The 17,780-nt window shown below is 48.8% G+C and carries 13 protein-coding genes and 1 tRNA gene; 6 read left to right on the plus strand and 8 right to left on the minus strand.

The window, feature by feature from the left end:
- Positions 1 to 11: 11 nt before the first annotated feature.
- Entirely contained in the window at positions 12 to 1,553 is a 1,542-nt protein-coding gene (locus tag ACQKLP_RS14715; RefSeq protein WP_427323502.1) for a DUF3696 domain-containing protein, read from the minus strand.
- 352 nt (positions 1,554 to 1,905) lie between these two features.
- Between ACQKLP_RS14715 and ACQKLP_RS14720 the strand changes: the two genes are divergently transcribed.
- Positions 1,906 to 3,894, plus strand: coding sequence for an ATP-dependent nuclease (locus ACQKLP_RS14720; protein WP_427323503.1), 1,989 nt, complete (start codon positions 1,906 to 1,908; stop codon positions 3,892 to 3,894).
- Positions 3,875 to 5,761, plus strand: coding sequence for a UvrD-helicase domain-containing protein (locus tag ACQKLP_RS14725; RefSeq protein ID WP_427323504.1), 1,887 nt, complete (start codon positions 3,875 to 3,877; stop codon positions 5,759 to 5,761). The genes ACQKLP_RS14720 and ACQKLP_RS14725 overlap by 20 nt, the downstream gene beginning before the upstream one ends.
- A 30-nt stretch (positions 5,762 to 5,791) precedes the next feature.
- On the opposite strand, the gene ACQKLP_RS14730 is transcribed toward ACQKLP_RS14725, so the two are convergent.
- From ACQKLP_RS14730 to ACQKLP_RS14760, 7 genes are all read right to left on the minus strand, one after another.
- A complete protein-coding gene (locus ACQKLP_RS14730) occupies positions 5,792 to 6,478 on the minus strand; it encodes a hypothetical protein (protein WP_427323505.1) in 687 nt (228 codons plus the stop codon).
- Entirely contained in the window at positions 6,396 to 7,250 is an 855-nt protein-coding gene (locus tag ACQKLP_RS14735) for a hypothetical protein (RefSeq protein ID WP_427323506.1), read from the minus strand. The genes ACQKLP_RS14730 and ACQKLP_RS14735 overlap by 83 nt, the downstream gene beginning before the upstream one ends.
- Positions 7,250 to 7,546 carry a helix-turn-helix domain-containing protein gene (locus ACQKLP_RS14740; RefSeq protein ID WP_427323507.1) on the minus strand — a complete coding sequence of 99 codons (297 nt, stop codon included), beginning with the start codon at positions 7,544 to 7,546 and terminating at the stop codon, positions 7,250 to 7,252. The genes ACQKLP_RS14735 and ACQKLP_RS14740 overlap by 1 nt, the downstream gene beginning before the upstream one ends.
- 124 nt (positions 7,547 to 7,670) lie before the next feature.
- Positions 7,671 to 8,909, minus strand: a complete 1,239-nt coding sequence (locus ACQKLP_RS14745; RefSeq protein WP_427323508.1) for a hypothetical protein — start codon at positions 8,907 to 8,909, stop codon at positions 7,671 to 7,673.
- Positions 8,910 to 9,115: 206 nt separating this feature from the next.
- Positions 9,116 to 10,375 (minus strand): site-specific integrase, encoded by a 1,260-nt coding sequence (locus ACQKLP_RS14750; RefSeq protein ID WP_427323509.1) that lies wholly within the window; start codon positions 10,373 to 10,375, stop codon positions 9,116 to 9,118.
- Positions 10,376 to 10,625: 250 nt separating this feature from the next.
- Positions 10,626 to 10,698, minus strand: a tRNA-Lys gene (locus tag ACQKLP_RS14755).
- 89 nt (positions 10,699 to 10,787) lie between these two features.
- Positions 10,788 to 11,729 carry an alpha/beta hydrolase gene (locus ACQKLP_RS14760; protein ID WP_427323510.1) on the minus strand — a complete coding sequence of 314 codons (942 nt, stop codon included), beginning with the start codon at positions 11,727 to 11,729 and terminating at the stop codon, positions 10,788 to 10,790.
- 123 nt (positions 11,730 to 11,852) lie between these two features.
- Between ACQKLP_RS14760 and ACQKLP_RS14765 the strand changes: the two genes are divergently transcribed.
- From ACQKLP_RS14765 to xrtN, 4 genes are all read left to right on the plus strand, one after another.
- A complete protein-coding gene (locus ACQKLP_RS14765) occupies positions 11,853 to 12,389 on the plus strand; it encodes a GNAT family N-acetyltransferase (protein ID WP_427323511.1) in 537 nt (178 codons plus the stop codon).
- A gap of 94 nt (positions 12,390 to 12,483) precedes the next feature.
- Complete coding sequence (locus ACQKLP_RS14770; RefSeq protein WP_427323512.1) at positions 12,484 to 13,857, plus strand: alpha-L-fucosidase; 1,374 nt, start codon at positions 12,484 to 12,486, stop codon at positions 13,855 to 13,857.
- 114 nt (positions 13,858 to 13,971) lie between these two features.
- Positions 13,972 to 16,467 (plus strand): XrtN system VIT domain-containing protein, encoded by a 2,496-nt coding sequence (locus tag ACQKLP_RS14775; RefSeq protein WP_427323513.1) that lies wholly within the window; start codon positions 13,972 to 13,974, stop codon positions 16,465 to 16,467.
- Positions 16,446 to 17,780, plus strand: a complete 1,335-nt coding sequence (gene xrtN / locus ACQKLP_RS14780) for an exosortase N (RefSeq protein WP_427323514.1) — start codon at positions 16,446 to 16,448, stop codon at positions 17,778 to 17,780. The genes ACQKLP_RS14775 and xrtN overlap by 22 nt, the downstream gene beginning before the upstream one ends.

Genomic DNA, 17,780 nt, shown 5'->3' on the forward strand with positions numbered 1-17,780 from the left:
TAAAATTCTCATTACTGTTTGGTTGCTTTCGATTTTAGTAATTCAAGTTTCAGATTAGTGGCCTCATCAAAAAAACCTTCGCCAAATTCATTTGTTAACGATCCATTAGGCTTAATTTCAATCTTAATAGACTTAGGCTGGTTGATAGCTGGTTTGTCGTTGAAATAATAAATTAATGTATCAGATGTTTTGATTTTTCTTTCAGCCGTCAATACCTGCATTTTACGTATTATGTACTCACTGTGTGTTTCAATTATAAAACGAACCTCAAAAGTCCTAATCGCATCTATTAAAAAATCCGCAATCATAGACTGCAACTTGGGATGCAAATTTGTCTCAGGCTCCTCCAATAAAATCAATTTCTTTACTACAACGAGGTCCGCCCTTTCTTCCTTACTAATTGGTTCCTCCAGCGCAACTTTTAGCAAAATTGGCAAGAATTGAGTGATTCCATATCCTAAATCAGCAAGCGCGATCCTTTCTCCTCCGCGCATAAGAAAAATGGTTGTTGCCACTCCTTCTATGTTCTCAAATTTCAATTCGTCCGCAATCTCTAATTTCCTTAGCCACCTGTTTGTAAAACTTAATGATTCTTCAGATATATCTCTAGATCTATATTCTAAAATCAACTCATTAAAAGAAGTTCCCTGCGAATCATTTGTATACAACCTCTTAGTATTAGCTCGAACAGCTTCCAAATACTCAATATTCTCAACAATTTCAGAAAAATCGTTTAATACATTTCGAATCGGACTTGATAGAAAAAATGGGTGCAGTTCCCTTTTTTCCTTCAAATCGAAATTATCAAGGATATACTTTTCGAAAATTTTTGTAAATACTACTATAGGTTCATCTATATATAATTCTTTGGCATTTTCCTTTGGCGCAAATACAGTTGAGTGAGTATATGTTTTAGATTTACTCTTTTTGATATACTCTGATTTTGCTGTAAAAAACCGAACTGGATCATGGAATAGCAATTTTAAGGTTTTATCTTTTTGAACTTTTTCGCTGTCAATGAAAAGCCTATGGACATCACCTGGATCAGGAGATCCGATTTCCAACTTCATAAAAGGTTGCTCGTCCTCCTTGACAAACATTTCAATAACCTTCAATCTGCCGCTTCTGTCATTTTTCTCGTAAGTTAATTCTATAGTAATAAGTGTTTTAGTAGTATCATTCAATTCCTTCAAAACTGAGTAAGAACTTCGTCTAGTTGTAATTGATTGCTTATAAAAGGTTCCTTTGGATAAGCTAGCATGTTCAGATCCTCCAATCTTCACTTGGAGACCAATCTTCAATGTACTTTTTTGTTCCTTAGATTCTGTATTTAAAGCATTCTCAAATGTTCCTAAATTATGTTTCGGTCCCGAAAAATCTAAGACTTGCAAATCACTACTATAATTACTTTTCAACAAAAGCAAAGCCTTTAAAACGGAACTTTTACCGGAGGAATTGGGCCCGGTAAGAAAGGTAATGGGCGCTAAATCGAAAACTGTTTTGGAGTTAAAAACTCTAAAATTCTCGAATGACACTTGTATCAAATGCGACATATGAAAATTGTTTCAGTATAGGTCAAAAAGCCTTAGTTAAATTATTTTATCAATATTTGAATGAGGCAAGGAAGCGATAATTGACATATTAATTAACAATAAAAACTAGTAAATATCAGCGGAATAATCATTAAAGGAACAAATCATTAACAACTAATTAACAAACAATCAGTGCATAAATTTCGGATGGGCAGAGATAACTGAATATCCTTAAACCAAGTTAAAAATTACAATAAGACCAAGATTTAATAAGCGAAGTTCCGCCGTGAACTTCACTTCGAATATTTGGAATGGCTTATATTTGTTGACTCTACCATTTAATGTAAATGTTCGTGAACACCAAAACATAGAAATGCAACTCATTTCCCTAGAAATTACCAATTTTCGGTCTTTTGGCCCCCAAACACAAATTCTGAATTTTAATAAAAAGCTGAGTGCATTTGTTGGCCACAATAGTTCAGGCAAAACAGTTGCGCTAGAAGCCTTGCGAAAACTTTTTGGCAACCGCATTGAGCGTAATCTTTCAAAGGAAGATTTCCACATCCCACCTGGGGAAGACTCATTAAAACCAACGCCTAAAACTCTTATCTTAATCGCGGATCTGAATTTCCTAGATGATGAAACAGGGGTAGAAGAGTTCGGCGAAGATTTTGTAATTGCGACTAATGGCGGCGTCCCCTTCGTTCGTATTAAGTTGGAAGCCACTTGGACACCTTCCTCTATTTCACTTGAGGGGGAAATAGAGGCCAAGCACTTTATACTTTCGGAACTTGGAGATGCTGGACAGGATGATACGTGGAAAGATTTCCCAAGGGAAAAGCATGGACTATTCCAGCTAATGTATGTTCCAGCACTAAGGAAAACTGCCGATCAAATTCGGTATGCATCCGGCTCCATACTCCACCAACTAATGCGAACCGTATCTTTCACACAGGAGTTCCGTGAACAAGTTCGAGAGCAAGTTCAGGGACTTAACCAGCTCGTTTCCGATTTACCTGGATTTACAAGTATTCAACGAACCTTACAGGGTACATGGCAGCAATTCCATAAGGATCACCGTTTCAGTGAAGCGACGATGAACTTCGGCGCTGGCGAGCTGGATGAGATTATGCGAAAAATCGACATGGAGTTTAGTCCTGCATTGGGACAACATAGGCGGTTTGGGATAGACGATTTAGGAGACGGCTATCGATCTCTGTTTTATATCACATTAGTTTGTGCATTGTTAAAGGTCCAGCAGGACAGCTGGTTACTTGACGATGAAATTCATCCAGTTTTAACCATCTTGGCAATCGAAGAACCTGAAAATCATATAGCGCCCCAACTTCTCGGCCGTGTCCTTAGGATTCTGAAGGAAATCTCCGGTCAACCACGTGTTCAACTTATGCTCAGTTCACATACGCCAGCAATTATCAAGCGAATTGATCCTGAGTCAATACTGCATTTTCGCCTAACAGACGAATTTACGTCTGAAGTAAATTTCATCGAACTGCCAGATACGACTGACACCGCATATAAATATGTAAAAGAAGCTGTTCAAAACTTCCCTGAGATATATTTCGCGAAGTTAGTGGTAATTGGTGAGGGTGATACTGAAGACGTAATCTTTCGGCATATGATGAAAGTACTCAATACTGATTTTGACGAAAACAGTGTGTCATTTGCTCCACTGGGCCACCGATTCGTTCATCACATATGGCGACTTCTATACAGGCTAAACATCCCTCACATAACAATACTCGACTTAGACCTTGGCCGACCCGATGCGGGGTGGAATAGAATCCATTACGCAATTCAAGAATTGCTAGCAAATGGGGTAGACCGAAGTTCACTTTTAGCAACTTCTAGCGGTGAACTTAGTGAGGACTCTTTCAACCAAATGCCAGATTGGTCCTATAATGGAAATTGGGAGACAGCAATAACTGCATGGCGCGGAAGACTGACTGAACATGGTGTTTACTTCTCTGGCAAACTTGATCTTGACTTTTTGATGTTACAAGCTTTCGAGAATTACTATACAGCCACAACTTTGTTGCCACAAGGTGGCGGACCAAGGATCCCAAATGCAGGAACTCCCGAATATATGACTTACGTTGAAGGTGCGGCGAAAGCAACGTTAAAAACCGACAATATAATTGATGGATTGTACTCAACTAGTGAATTTCACCAAATGATTTGGTATCGCTACCATTTCCTCAATCGTGGAAAGCCAGGCACCCACATAGAAGTCTTGTCGACCATTCCAGATGAAACTTTCCGAGAAAATGTGCCAGCTGAGCTAACTGCGATTTTCGACCATATTAGCAACTTAATCGAACCAAATGGCGAAGATCTCACCTAACAATTGGATTCCCGCCGATGGGATGCAATTGGAACCTAATGCAATTGAAGCGATCCTGGCTAACGGGAACACTTTAATCATTGCTGGGCCCGGCTCAGGAAAAACGGAATTGCTCGCACAGAAAGCGTGCTTCCTTCTACAAACTGGAAGTTGTCCCAAGCCTAAAAAAATATTGGCCATCAGTTTTAAGGTGGACGCTGCTTATAATCTTAAGGATCGCGTCCACAGAAGATGTGGATCGACTCTCAGCAAAAGATTTGACTCATTTACGTTCGATGCTTTTGCAAAACGAATTTTGGATAGATTTTATCGCGGACTACCCGACGCGTATAAAATCACCGACTATGATGTGAACATTGCAATGTCAAAAGAAATCGAAAATACCTTTCGAGGTGTCGATCTAAATTTTTTTAACACTTACTCGATTGAAGGATCATATGAAAAATTCCTAGTATCTCTACAATTGCCGCTAGAAGGAGATGCTTTGCCGACACGAGTGATAAGACAGGTTTGGCAGCTACTTCTCAACAAACGCCCAACAGATCTTTGCTTCGGGATGATAATGCGATTGGCCGAACTTATTGTCTCTACAAACCCACTTGTTAAGAGGTATATTCAATTGAACTATTCGCACATATTTCTGGACGAATTTCAAGATACAACTTTTGCCCAGTTTGATTTTTTAAACACTTGTTTCTTCGGAAGCAGGCTTAATTTCACAGCCGTAGGTGATGACAAGCAATCGATAATGGCTTATGCGGGTGCCAGGCCAGATATTTTCGACCGATTCAATGAGAAATATTCTGCCCAAGAGATTCGCCTTACTATGAACTGGAGGTCTGCACCCAAGCTTGTTAGATTTCAAAATTTCCTTGTCACGGAGCTTTTACGTAAGCCTGCCGTGGCTGTCCCTTCAGACCAGTGGTACCCAGATGCAGGCGAAGCCCAAATGTGCTTCTTTGATGCGCCGGCAGGTGAGCAACAATTTCTACTTGCACAAATACGGCACTGGATACATATTGATAACTTAAAGCCTCGGGATATATGCATCCTAGTAAAACAACGTGTAACTGAATACACTAAAAACTTAACTGACTACTTAACTGCAAATGGCATACCTGCACGAGATGAAACGGAACTTCAGGCATTGCTTGTAGAACCAGTACCGGTGTTTATGGTAAATTTAATTGAGGTAATATTTAGCGAAAAATATGGTCGTCCATACGACGAAGTACTTAAATTTATCCGATACGTTCACCAAAGCTATGGTGACGAAGAAAGTATTCGTTTAAACCGCCGTGTGTTACGATTTATAAAAGATTTACGGAATGAATACGTAAACCAAAATATTGTATTATCCTCAGATAGGATTGCCCAAATTATGAAGAAATCAGCAAACTTCGTCGGGCAAAGTCGAATCAGGGAAGCATTCCCTCAATATAAGCGAGGCAAATACCTCAGAAACCTCTTAGGACAATTACTCAAAATACTTAGTGAACAACAAGACTCGACCGGCAACATGCTTAGTGCTATCAATTCGCTGAGAGGAAACGAATCTATTCCTGTAATGACGGCACATAAAAGTAAGGGACTTGAATTTCATACAGTTGTATTTATTGGTCTTGAAGATAGTGCGTTTTGGACTTACAATGATCAAAAGATTTCAGATAACAATCTCGTTTTTGTAGCTCTTTCAAGAGCGAAGATGCGGGCAGTCTTCACATTCTGCACCTTACGTTATTTAAAAGACGAGCTGCGATTACAAACATCCAATTCCATTCGACAAATACACGATCTATTCATAAACTATCCTGACGTAAAGGTAATAGGAACGACGCAACAAAGTACAGAACATGTAGAGTTGTAAACAGAAGTAAAGTTTTTTTTTGCAAAAAAGTTATATCCTTTTATCGATTGAATTTGGACTAAATGCCACCAAATTAAACATCTCCCGCATCCGGCTCCTCACTCTATTCCCATAAGCCGCCTCCAGCTCGGCACTGTTCAGGTTCGTCGTAGCATGGGTCAACATTTCGTGCGACCGGAACAGATCATACCGGGAAAGTAGGATCTCCGCCATCACATTACACGAGTTCCCCCAATACATCGCCTGCCCCTCCAATCCCAGGTCATCATAAGCATGCACACGGGGTACATGGGAATAAGGGAAGAAAGACCCTCGCCCGTACCGCTGGATGATCTCATGGCCCACCTGGGCAAACTCGAAGGCGATCTCCCGGCAGGAAAACATCTGCGGGCGAAGGACTTCCGAGCAATAAGTCCGCATAACCCGCAGGATGGAAGTCTTCCCGCATCCCACGGGCCCGGTAATCAACACGCCTTTCTTCAGATCGAGCCCCTCATCTTTCGCGACGGCCTCATCCTGCAGGAAGTAAGCCAGCAGCTTCAGGACAACCGGCCGGTCAATTTCATGGATTTTGTAATCCCTGGAGAAAAGGGCCCAAGCCCGGGCCTCCACGTCTTTCAGCAGCTCTACGTAGTTATAAGGGGTCTGTATAGCTTTTGTCGGTATCGGCTTGGAACCGTCCTGGCCCGGTGCCTGGTCTTTGTTTTCGTTTTCCATTGTTTTCGGGAGTTTTCGGGTGAATGTTGAGCATCCATTTGCGCCCGGCGGCTCGCCAGTCGCGGATCGGGGTTTTCCCGGCCTGGCGCCAGCCGTTCGCCTGGTAGTGATGGAAGAATTTCTGCCCCTCCGCGTCCGGGTAGCCGGCGTCGCGGAAGAACGTCATGACTGCTTCGAGCCCCGGCGCGCGGGGCGCATCTGTCGGCGCCGGCCCGACCATTACCGTTTCCCTGATTTTACCTTCTATTTTTTTTCTGGGCGCGGGCGTTTTCTCCCACTCATTTTTATCATTGTTTACCTGTTTATATAATGGTCCCAAAAATGACCCTACTCGTGTATCAATTTTGGGACAGCTTCCGGTCAAATTCTGCCGGTCCGGATCTGGATCCGGGTCAGAATTGGTACACGAGGATTCAGTATCTCCAAACAGAGACAGCTGCGCCCCCGTATTACCCCGGTTGTCGAACACCAGGAGGAGCATTACAATTTGGCTCGCCGCTCCCTTCCTTTCGGCCGGTCGATAGACAATGAATCCGAAATCCTGCAGTTCCCGCAGGCAGTGTATATACGTGTTCTTCGAACCGATCCGGCAAAGGCGTAGCACCTCCGCGCGGATAACGGGGAACGGGTTTTGAAAACGATGTTGATTCCAGATTTGGAAAAGTGCCAGGTAAAGGCTGATATGATTGGCCCGGAGGCGTTCGTCCTGCCGGACGAGCCGAAAAAAGGCATTCAGGTGACGGATGTAGTTGGTGCGGGCGAGCGGCGGCATCAACTCATGGCTTGTGGTTTCTTAGCGGATTTCTTGGCATCCTCCATGAGTTTGACTACATCCTCGATGTCGTACAGGACCAGGCCGCCCATTTTGGTATAGGGGATGGTGCCATTCGTCCGCATGTGTTGTAAGGTTCCGGGAGAAATGCCCAACATCTCCCGGACCTCGTAGGATTTGATCCACTTTTTGCCCTGGGCTTTGCTCGAGGGTAATGCGATCAGTTCTCTCAACTCGTGGATCAGCTCGGACTTAAAGAGCTGCAAATCTTCTTTCGTGATGATTTCTGCTGCCATGTTTTGCATGATTTTGATGAGGAGGCAAAACAAAGAAGATCAATCACGCAAAAACAGTGGCAGGGGTAGTAGTACCTTAGCTAAATAATTGGTTATGAATAAAATAATCTTTGGAAAAATTTTCTCAAAAAGAGAATAATCCTATCAAAATGATGGAAAGTCCTTTTTTTGATTGATTCAACATACTTGTTAGGATTTCGCGCACACCGGCCGCTACGGAAGCATTTGATTCGTAATAATTCTTTCGTAGACTGCCATGCGAAATATTTGCACGCTTCAAGGAAGTGAAATGATCAGAGAAGAAGTTCAGTAGCTCCAATTTGTTAGTGTTTTGAATGTACCCCATATCGCAAAGCAATTTGAGGATGTATCCAATTTGAGGAACGGAGAATTGTGTGACTACCTTAAAATACTTCCACTTGCCGCTTCCTTCCGGAGAGGTATCCATCAGTTCGCTCGCCCTGCTTTCCCGCAAAAACCGGATCTCCTCCACCAACCAAACCTGTAACTGCCGTTGAAGTGTTTCCCTTAGCGGGTTGTAAGCCATTCCGGGCATGTGTTGAATCTGGTTAATTTCCTTCTGAATCCAAATCAACTGGTCCAAAGATTCCTTTGGCGGAAGATTCTGAGCTATTTCCGTAATCTCCTGCGTCGACCATTCGAAAAAATCGCTGTCATTGTAGTTCAGCTCACGCAATTTCTTGACGATCTGTCGCTCCACTGTTTTATCCTCAGGGTCCACCGGCACCATACCGGAAATCTCTTGCATCAATGCATTCAGATAATGCAACTTTTGATAGGAAACCGAATTGGGCGCCCGCATCGTCCGGAATTCCAGGTACGGCTTCTGGATGAAATCCAGTAACTTTTCAGACACGCCAGCGGCAGAGAAGTTTTCGATTACCAGACCCATGGATTCATCGAACTTCAACTGAGCAACAGCCTGGTAAAATACAGGGACCTTCGAATTTAAATCAAGATACCGGTAGAACTTGTCCTCAATGTAGGCCAGGGCCTCAGAAAGTGCGCTCAACGCTGCCTGGAACAGTCCGTTCCAAGTCGACTGACCGATGAGAGTTTCGGCCGATTGTGCAGTTTCATGGGGATGAATGTATTGTGATGCAACATTTGCCAGCTCGACAATGCTTCCACTGTAGGTCCGCACTATCCATTCCATTTCCGCTTCAGTCCGGAATTCAAGCATCAACTGATGGAGCCCCTCGATAAGTTTTTCCCTCTCTGAATAAATAGAGGAAAGCATGTCTGCGAAATACATGCTTTCCGGATGGGGATGTTGGGCACTTTTCTGTCTTAATTCTGTTCGTACCAGTTTTTCAAAAAAAGAGAGTAATAATTTATTCATGAGGGTTAGATTATGTTCCCGAATAGCTTGCCATGCCTAAGGATATTATTTGCCGCTAAAATTGAGGTAGATAATAGGGGGAGTCGACATGGTTTCTCTTCAAATAATTTAATTTAGCAGCCAAATTAGATAAATAGGCATTGTCACCCCTCACAACAAATTGTTAACCTGAAGTTAACGTATGCGTTATTTATACACTTTTAACATTAAGCAATCCGTTTAGCATTCATCGAACAAGGTAGTTCCAGGGAAAAATTCTCTCGCAGCACCTTCATGTCACGCGCCACTTTGCTCGCCACGATCTTCGCGTAAATCTGCGTTGTGCGGATGGATTTATGGCCGAGCATCGCGCTCACCGTTTCCAGCGGTACACCGTTGGCCAGCGTAACCGTCGTTGCGAATGTGTGTCGCGCGGTGTGGGTGGTAAGGTTCTTCCGGATGCCGCAGAGGTCGGCAATCTCTTTTAAATACCCATTGAAACGTTGGTTGCTTTTCACTGGTAGCAGGCGCCCGGCTCCCACACAGTAGGGGTGATCCTTGTATTTGTCCAGGATTTCCTTTGCAATCGGTAATAAAGGAACGTTCTCCCGGCACCAGGTCTTCTCCCGGTTCTTTACGATCCAATCTTCGCCATCGAAGTATTTCACGCGATTGTCGGGCTCCAGCAACTCGGCGTCTTTGTAAGCATAGCCGGTGCACACCATGAAGAGGTAAACGTCTTTCGCTTCCTCCAGCCGAGGCATGGGCATTTTTTTGTGGTACAGGGCGCTCAGCTCGTCGATATCGAGAATGTCGCGGTCCGGGTTGACGTAGGAACACACGTAGTCCTGGATCGGGCTGGATTCGATCCATTTCCTTTTGACGGCGAGCTTCATCATCTGCTTGGTGTTCTTGAGGTACTTCATCGCAGTGTTGTCGCTCAGGCCGTCTTTTAAGGTGAGGTAGTCGAAAAAATCCTCCGCGAAGGGGTAGTCGATTTTCTCGAGGGGGAGATCCGGGAGCTTGAACTCGTGTTTGATGAAAGCGGCGATCTTGTCGCGGGTGGTGTACCATTTCTTCAGGGTGTCGCCGGAACGCTTTTCGCCGGCCACCTTTTCTTTAAATCGCTCGTTGTGATAGTCCGCGACCTGGAGGATCGTTTTCTTCTCGCGGGCAATGCCTTTGTAAGCGTTCATCAATACTGCCGCGGTTATGGCGATGCCCTTTTCCCGAAGTAGGTTGTAATGCCGGATAAATTCGGCCCGCACATGCGCGATGTGCTTGTTGAACTCAACAACCTCCGCGGTACGCCCGGAAATGGTTGCGGATTTTGTGTCGAAGCGTTCGGGCTCTACCTGGTACCCGAGGGAGAGATCCTTGTACTCGCCGGCAATAAGGATACGAGCCATGATCGTAGCCTTACTGGATTTGTTCATGTTCTGCCTGCGTAACCAAAATGAAATCGAGAGATCGTGACTTAACTTCATACATCCTGTTTTTAGGTAACCGAAATTGTAATTAAAGATGGATCGGAATGACCCGTTTCGGTTCCTTGAAAATCAATGCAGATAAGCCTTTCGGCGAAAATCGTTGACATAAAAGTAGATTAAAAACATGTCAACGAGAATGCCATCATTTGGAGTGGATTAACATGGTATCACAACACCCGAAAAAAAGCGAAAAGCCGCGCCGATCATACGATCTGCGCGGCTTTATTTCGTTAGACTTTCGTCTCTGTGATCCCGCTGGGACTCGAACCCAGGGCCCATACATTAAAAGTGTATTGCTCTACCAACTGAGCTACGGAATCATCCCGTTTCGTTTGGGATTGCAAAGATAGGAATTTATTTATTCGCTCCAAACTTTCACATGAAAAAATTTTTCACAACTCGCTCATCCTCACTTGCGGCGCACGTTAAAGCTCGTAATTTCCTGAATTAGCTGAGACCGCCCTTTCTCCGGACGGTCAAGGAATACATGATGCGTGCCCTCAGGCAAGGTCACGAACTGCTTGCGCGGACTGTTCACCAGCCGGAGCTGCAACGTCAATAAGTCCTGCTGACGGCTCCAGTTGTCGTATTTCCCGCGGATGTAGAGCACCGGAACGTGAATGTCTTTCGCATGCCACTGGCCACGGCCCTGCGCGGTATAAAACGCCTCGGCACGGTATCCCCCCGGGACCGCCAGGACGCTATCTTCATAAAAACCAACGGCCGTCTTGCCGTAAAGCTCCGCCAGTGCGGGATCGCGCCACAGCGCTTTGTTGCTGTCGGGAATGCTGCGGTCCCAGCTGTCGAGCAGCTGCGCACGGGTAGCGCGGCGCAAAACCGGCGTCGACGCATAATTGAATTGCGATGTATCAAGCGGGGAACGGAAGTAATCGGTAAAATCCCAGGGCGCTTTTTCGTTGTACAAACTGTTCAGCATGATGAGCGAAGACACGCGATTGGGATAAATGCAGGAATAATATCCCATCCACTGGCCGCCGGTGGCCCAGCCGAAAAGCGTCACCTGCTTCACGCCGAGGCGCTCGCGGATGAAATCCACCACGGCATTGATGTCATGGGAAACTTCGGCAGAGGACCCGGTGATCGTCCAGCGGCGAAGCGTATCGTAATCGGGACGGGTAGAAGACTCCCAGCCGCGGGCGTCCATAATAAAAACATGCTGTCCCTCTCTGGCAAGGTCTTCCGCGAGGGAACCGCCGGCAACGGGCAAATCGAACGAAGCCACCGCACCGGAACCTCCGCCGTGCAACATCAGGATCGGCGGCTTGCGGCTGCGCTTCTTCACGGTGATCTCCCTGACGAAGATCTTCACGCCGGGGTCGCTGTCTATCATAAAATCCTCACGATGTACTGTCTGGCCAATAGCCAGCGAGGGTAACAGCAAGGTTATTACGAGCAAGGTTCTCCACATAAGTTTTTCTGAGGTTCCGCTGCAAAAATACTATAAATTGCGCGTATGACGGACACGTATATCCGCCGCGCCATGGAAGCCGATCTTCCGGCCCTGGCCGCGCTTGAGCACCAAACCTTCGCCGACGCATTCCGCGAACATTATCCACCCGCGGATTTCGAAGCGTTCCTGCGCGATCATAAAAGCCCCGCCGCAGTGGAGAAAGCGTTCCGGCAGGAGGGGACCGAGTATTACGTTACTGCCAACGATCATCAACTCACCGGTTTCATCCAGCTGAACTTCAATAAACAGCCCGACAACGGCACCCTCTTGCCCGAGCCCGCCTGCGAGATCGAAAAAATCTATGTGGCCCGGGCCGGTCAGAACCGCGGCCTCGGCCAACAGCTCCTCCGCTTTGCGGAAAAAACAGCGCGGGAGCGGAACGTGCGCACACTGTGGCTCGGCGTCTGGGAACGCAATCCCCGCGCCAGGGCGCTCTACGAACGCGAAGGCTTCTCCGCTTTCGGGGAACATGCCTTCGTGGTAGGCTCCCGCCGCGACCGCGATCTCCTCCTCGGTAAAGTGCTCCCGTCCATCGGTTAAAATCCTACCACCATCCGGTAAAAATATCCAACCCGAATCCCGCAATTTATCCGAACTTGCCATTGTGCAATCGTTTGCATTAAAACTGAATCCCATGAGAAAAACTGTCCTCCTGATGGCCGCACTACTCGGCGCACAGGGTCTTTCAGCGCAACAAACCGATAAAAACGCCCGGATGCAATGGTGGCGCGAAGCCCGGTTCGGCATGTTCATCCACTGGGGCGTATACGCCGTCCCCGCCGGCACCTACAACGGGTTCCCCATGAACCGCGGCGGCGGAGAATGGATCATGAACCGCAGCAAAATCCCCGTGGCGGAATACCAGGCTTACGCAAAACAGTTCAATCCCACGAAATATGACGCCGAACAATGGGTAAAAATGGCGAAAGACGCCGGGATGAAATATATCGTCATCACCGCCAAGCACCACGACGGGTTCGCGCTGTTCGATTCCAAAGCCAGTGAATGGGATATCACCGACGCCACGCCCTATAAAAAAGACCTCCTCAAACCCCTCGCCGAAGCCTGCCGCAAACATGGCATCAAGCTGGGGTTCTATTACAGCCAGGCGCAGGACTGGAATAATCCCGGCGGCTCGGCGGCAAGAAAGGAAATGCGGGAAGGATGGCCGAACCCGGACTCCAGCCGCATCGACGCCTATACGAAAGCACACGCCGGCCACTGGGACCCCGCGCAGGAAACGAAAACCTTCCAGCAATATATCGACGCCGTGGCCGTGCCCCAGGTAAAGGAACTCCTCGCCAATTACGGCGATGTGGCCGTGCTCTGGTGGGATACGCCCACGAATATGACCGACGAAGCCGCGCAGAAACTGCAGGCCGCACTCGCCGCCCAGCCCAATATCATCACCAACGACCGCCTCAAACGGCCCAACTTCCCCGGCGACTACAAAACACCGGAGCAGAAAATCCCCAACCTCAGCGAGCTCGACGGTACCGACTGGGAAACCTGCATGACGATGAACGGCACCTGGGGCTACAAAAGCTACGATCACAAATGGAAATCCGTGGAAACGATGGTCCGCAACCTGGTAGACATCGCCTCGAAAGGCGGGAACTACCTGCTGAACATCGGCCCCATGGCCGACGGCAGCTTCCCAGAACCGAGCATCCAAAGCCTGAAAGGAATAGGGGAGTGGATGAAAGTCAACGGCGAAGCGATCTACGGTACGCAAGGCAACCCGCTGCCCACCCAGCAATGGGGACGGATCACCCGGAAACGTAACGGCAACGGCACCACGCTCTACCTTTCCGTGTTCGATTGGCCGGCCGACGGGAAACTGTTGGTGGAAGGCCTCACCGCAAAGGTCTCCAAAGGCAGCATCCTGGGCGCCAAAGGCAAGGTAACGGCCGCGTCCAACGGGTCAGGCACCACGATCGCTGTACCGGCGAAAGGCACCAATGCCATCGCAACCGTCGTGAAACTGGATGTGGAAGGAATTTTATAGCAGGTGTTGTTTTATCCGGAAAATTGATTTTACTTTGTAATGCAAAGTGAAAAGAATGGGAGGCCTCTCCCTTCTTTTTGATCCATTCACTTTGATTTACAAAGTACTTTTCAAATGGAAAATAGACTATCCCTTCAACAACGACTTACAGATCACCGTTATCTCGGTTTCTTTTCCGTGCTGGTAGTCAGCTTGTTCTCGTATTTAATCGGGAATACTTTCAACCTGGATGGAAAAGAAACCGCGTTCTCACTCTTCCTGATCCATGCCGGCCTTGTCATCCTTTGTTTGATCGGGTATTTAACCCTGAAAAGAGATTATCCCTTTAAAAAAGATGTGGGTACCATCATCTTACTGCTGGCCCTTATCAGCTGCTACGCCCTCAACCGGCAAATGGACATTTTCATGGGATCCGTACCCTGGATGGCCATCCTGCTGCTGATTTCCGGTGCAGCGTTGCTACTGTTGCGCTATGCAGACCTGATGCCACGTTGGGCGCGCGTTGTACTAGGCTTCACGATCGGCGTTTCATCTGTTTTATTCGCGTACCTCGCCATTTACCTGATCCCGCTTTACGGCATCGCGATAGCCGGGATACTATTGCTGGGCGTAGGCCTTCACGCGTTCGTGCCCGCATTTCTCCTGTACCACACCATCTCCGCCATAAGAAGCCTGATGCTTGGAAAGCCCGCTCTCGCGGGAGCGGCGCTTTCCCTTATTTTCATCGTCTTATTCTGTATAAAATATGCTTCCATAGTAAACGACATCAATCGTGTATATAACCGGAAAATGGTGGAAGGGAAAGACGATCTTCCCGCATGGGTGGAGACCTCCCGCCAGGTGGTGCCGGGCTTTGTCGCCGATAGGGTATTGAAAACAGGGCTTATCTACAGCTCCCCGGAGCTCAGGAACGATGTTTTCGGTTACGGGATGTTCATGCACGATAGATTGGGAAGTTGTCACGACCCGCTGGTCACCACCGCCCAATTATTCGCACAAGCGCTCGCGCCGGATAAAACCGACCGCTACAAAATCCTCGAAGCCCTCTACGATGGCCGGCACGATCAGCAAGTCCGGCTCTGGTCGGGCGATGACCTGTCTACCCGCTACATCCATACCCAAATCCAGCTCTGGCCCGAACAACACCTGGCCTACACGGAAAAATCGCTGACCGTTTTCAATCACAACAACTGGCGGACGGAAGAAGGGATCTATTCCTTCGAGCTCCCGGAAGGTGGCGTGGTGACCTCGCTTTCGCTCTGGATCAACGGAAAAGAGGAAAAAGCCGTGCTCACCACCAAAGAAAAAGCCGACTCCGCCTACAAAACCATCGTGGGAACGGAAGCCCGCGACCCGTCGCTCGTTCGCTGGCAAGAGGGGAATATCGTTTCGGTGCGCGTTTTTCCGGTTGATCCGCAAAATAAACGCGTCTTCAAGATCGGCGTCACCGCTCCGCTCAAATCGGAAAACGGGAAAATGGTGTACGAAAACATCGCCTTCAAAGGCCCGGATTTCCGCAACGCCACCGAATTCATTTCCATCGGCAACCTCGGCCAGAAACTCCTCGCCCGCAAGCCCGCCGGGTTCAGCCGCACGGAAGGCAGACTGGAAAGGGAAGGGGCCTACCGGCCCAACTGGCGGCTCGAAATGGAAGACACGCCCCTCCGGCCCAGCACCTTCACGTTCAACGGCAACGCCTACACGATCATGCCGGACGAGACACAGCGCTCCACCGTTTCCACATCCGCCATTTACCTCGATATCAACCACGCCTGGACTTATGGAGACGTCCGCCGCATCATCGACATGTCTGCTAACCTGCCGGTGCGCGTATTTTCCAACGGCCAATTCACCGACCTGCCGAAAAATAACTTCCAGGCATCCATCGCGCCCCTCCAACGCCATCGTTTCAGCCTCTTTCCGTTCCACCGGCTGCCAGACCCGGCCGGCGCACTGGTGGTCACCAAAAGCGCAGAAACCTCGCCCATGCTCACCGACCTGGAAGGCAGCGCATTCCGGCAAAAACTCTCCGAAAGGCTTGCCGGTCCGCAGTTCCCCAAAATCCGGCTGTACGACTTCGGCGGCCGCCTTTCCCCGTACCTGGCCAGCCTCCGAGCTGCCCGCGCTTTCCGGTACGAAAAGGGCACGCAGGAACAATTGCGGGAACTGCTGAATAAGGGGATTTTCGCGGACGATACCGAAACGCCCGACAGGGTGGTCATCCATGAAGCCAAAGCCGCCATCGTAAGGCAGGCCGACAGCGCCGCCGCCGGCACCGGGCCCGATCACCTCATGCGCCTTTTCGCCTACAACCACATCCTCCAGCAAACCGGCAAAGGCCTCATCACAGGCAGCGAAGGGCAGGAAAATCTCATCGCAGATGCCAAGGAAGCCTACGTGGTATCGCCCATCAGCAGCCTCGTGGTGCTGGAAACGAAGCAGGACTACGAGCGTTTCGATATCAAAGATGCCGGGAACAGCCTGCGCAACGCGGCGCTGAACGATTCCGGCAGCGTGCCCGAACCGCATGAATGGGCGCTCATCATCATTGCTATTTTATCCTTTTACCTATACCTCAACCGCCGCAGATGGACCGTCTCCAACGCTTAATACCCGCCTTGATCTGGACGGTCCTTTACGCCGGCATCGCGCTGTTTGCCCTGGATGATTATATGGAGTGGGGCTCCAACGGGTTTATCCTCGGCGCGGCGACGGTGCCGGTCGTACTGCGGGCGGATGCGGCCGATAAACACAGCCTGCGCTATTTCTACGCCGCCCTGGCCTGCTGCGTGCTGGCGTGGATAGTGCCGGTCAAAACGCTGTTGTTCGCCACCATCGTACTGGCGATATGCTTTTTGGCCGACAGCTTTTTCGGCAGGATCAACGCGCTGCCCATGCTGGCGCTCATGCTCATGGCGCCTGTGTTCCAGTACCTGACCAACATTTTTACCTTTCCTATCCGCCTCCACCTCACGCGCCTTGCCGGCGGCATTTTGCGGCTGGCAGGGCGGGAAGTGGCTACGGAAGGCAACGTGCTCGTGCTGAACGGCACGGAATTTTCCGTAGACCCCGCGTGCATGGGCCTCAGCATGATGGTAACGGCGCTCCTCTGCGGGATCGCGGCGGTGGGCATCGCACAGCGGAAACTGGGAAAAAGTTTATCGTGGTGGATGTTGGGCGCCTGGCTCGGGTTCATCGCGTTACTGAACACCGGCAGCAACCTCTTCCGGATCGTACTGCTCGTACAATTCAGCATCCCGCCGGAAAATTACCTGCATGACGTGGCAGGGCTTCTCTGCCTGGGGATGTACGTCCTCATTCCCGTGTTCTTCCTGGCGCCTCGGCTGGTAGCCCGTTTCGGCAAAACGCCCATGGAACGGATGCCTGAAAAAACGCAGCATGCCCGGTACATTGTGCTGCAGGCGCACCTTTCCCTCGCTGCATGCATCTTCCTGCTGGCTTATAAAATTTCGTTGCCGAAGGAAGCGACAGCCGTGCAAACGCCCGCTGTTGCCGGGTTTACCGTTAGTGCGCTGCAAAACGGCGTCACGAAAATGGAGCGAAACGGCGTGTTGGTGTACGTCAAGAAAATCAGGGATTGTTATTATACAGACCATCATCCCACCATTTGCTGGCAGGGGAGCGGGTTCGTTTTCCGGAAAGTGAAGGAGGAACAGATCGCCGGGACGACGCTTTTCACCGGCACGCTCGAAAAAGGAAAAGAGCGGCTCTATACCGCCTGGTGGTATGATAACGGTTCGCTGCAAACCGTTTCGCAATTCGAATGGAGATGGAACGCCCTCAGCACCAGGAGCTCCTTTTCACTCGTCAACGTAACGGCATCCAGCCGCGAAACCCTCATCGCCGAAATCCTGCGCATGCGCAAAGACGGCGCCATCCGCCACGCCATGGGAATGCCCTGA

The sequence above is a fragment of the Chitinophaga sp. NPDC101104 genome (assembly GCF_050277495.1).
GTDB lineage: Bacteria > Bacteroidota > Bacteroidia > Chitinophagales > Chitinophagaceae > Chitinophaga.